Annotated in this window: 3 protein-coding genes; all 3 read left to right on the top strand. The window is 65.2% G+C overall.

Annotation, left to right across the window (positions count from 1 at the left end):
• On the top strand, positions 1-321 hold a 321-nt coding region (locus ACE3S9_RS19375), incomplete at its 5' end, for an enoyl-CoA hydratase-related protein (protein WP_374548111.1).
• 8 nt (positions 322-329) lie between these two features.
• A complete protein-coding gene (locus ACE3S9_RS19370) occupies positions 330-1100 on the top strand; it encodes a class I SAM-dependent methyltransferase (RefSeq protein WP_374548110.1) in 771 nt (256 codons plus the stop codon).
• Positions 1101-1356: 256 nt separating this feature from the next.
• Positions 1357-1594, top strand: a 238-nt coding sequence (locus ACE3S9_RS19365) for a helix-turn-helix domain-containing protein (protein ID WP_374548109.1), incomplete at its 3' end; no start/stop codon positions are given.

The following is a 1594-nucleotide window of genomic DNA, read 5'->3' as shown; positions in this document are numbered from 1 at the left end:
GCCGCCATTATGGGCGCGGCGCGGGTCAAGGATTTGTTCTTCACCGCCCGGCTGATCGACGCTGAAGAAGCCAAAGCCTTCGGCCTGGTCGGCGAGATCGTCGCGCCGGAGGCGCTGCCGGCGCGCGCCGAGGAATTGGCGAAAACCGTGGCGGGCCACGCGCCGCTGACCCTGCGCGCGACAAAGGAGGCCCTGCTGCGCCTACGGCCGCCGATGGAGACCGGCGAGGATCTGGTGGTGATGTGCTATCGCAGCGCCGATTTCCAGGAAGGCATGGAGGCCTTTCTGGCCAAGCGCCCGCCGCAATGGCGCGGCGAATAGGAGCGGTCATGGCCAAGGATCAGGACGCGCTGACGGCGGCGCAATTCGGCGCCCATGCGCAAGCCTATGTGCAGAGCGCCGTCCATGCCGGCGGCGCCGATCTGGCGGCCCTGACGGCGCTGGCGGCGAAAGCCGCGCCGGCGCGCGCCCTCGACCTTGGGACCGGCGGCGGCCATGTCGTTTATGCTTTGGCGGGCGCGGCGGGCGCCGTCACGGCGGTCGATCTCTCGGCCGACATGCTGGCGGCGGTCGCCGCCGAAGCCGAACGGCGCGGCTTGAGCAACGTGGAAACCGTGCAAGCCTCGGCCGAAACCTTGCCCTTCCCGGAGGCCCGTTTCGACTTTCTCGCCAGCCGCTTTTCGGCCCATCACTGGCGCGACGCGCCGGCGGGGCTGCGTCAGGCGCGCCGCGTCTTGCGGAAGGGCGCGCCGGCGGTCTTCATCGACATCGTCTCGCCCGGCGCGGCGGCGCTCGACACCCATTTGCAGGCGGTCGAACTGTTGCGCGACGTCTCGCATGTCCGCGATTACAGCGTCGCGGAATGGCGGGCGATGCTGCGCGACGCCGGTTTCGCGGTGGAGCGCTGCGAGACGTGGCGGCTGCGCATGGATTTCGCCGTCTGGACCGCCCGGATCGGCACGCCGGCCCCGCTGGCCGAGGCGATCCGTCTGCTGCAGCACAAGGCGGCCGCCGAGATCCGGGACCATTTCGAAATTGAAGATGACGGCTCGTTCCAGCTCGACGCCGCCATGTTTCTTGCCGTGGCGAGCGAAGGTTAATATCGCGCGGCGCTGTGGATGGTGAGTTAAGTAATTTTCGTTAAAATTATTAATCATTGCCCCTTCTATGCTGACCTAACGCTAGCTGATCCTTAAATTCATGATTAACAGTGCATTAAGTTGCATTGTCCCGCCGTTTTTGTACAACTTTATTCAAATACAGGTGACTTCCATTCCCGCAACTCGCAGCGTCAATGCGGCGGCGGGCGGAAAGCCGGAATCGCCTCGCTTCCTTTCGATTATGCGAAGAACGTCCATGAAAACAGCCAATTTCATCGATCGACATGTCGGGTCCAGATTGCGTTCGCTGCGCCAGACGCGCGGCGTCGAACCGGACGCCTTGGCGCGGCTGGTGGCCATTTCGCCCGGCCGCCTCGACGATCTCGAACAGGGACGCGAGCGCATTTCGGCCGAATTGCTGCGCAGATTGTCGCGCGCCCTGGAGGCGCCGCCGGCGGAATTTTTCGAAGGCTTTTCCGTCACCGCCCAGGGGC

Source organism: Rhodoblastus sp. (genome assembly GCF_041915505.1).
Lineage (GTDB): Bacteria > Pseudomonadota > Alphaproteobacteria > Rhizobiales > Beijerinckiaceae > Rhodoblastus.
Note: the sequence above shows the minus strand (reverse complement) of the source record. Positions and strands in the feature narration are given on the sequence as shown.

Bases quoted from the DNA above. Each gene is read 5' to 3' on its own strand.
- ACE3S9_RS19370 (WP_374548110.1), top strand. From the start codon at position 330: ATGGCCAAGGATCAGGACGCGCTGACGGCGGCGCAATTCGGCGCCCAT.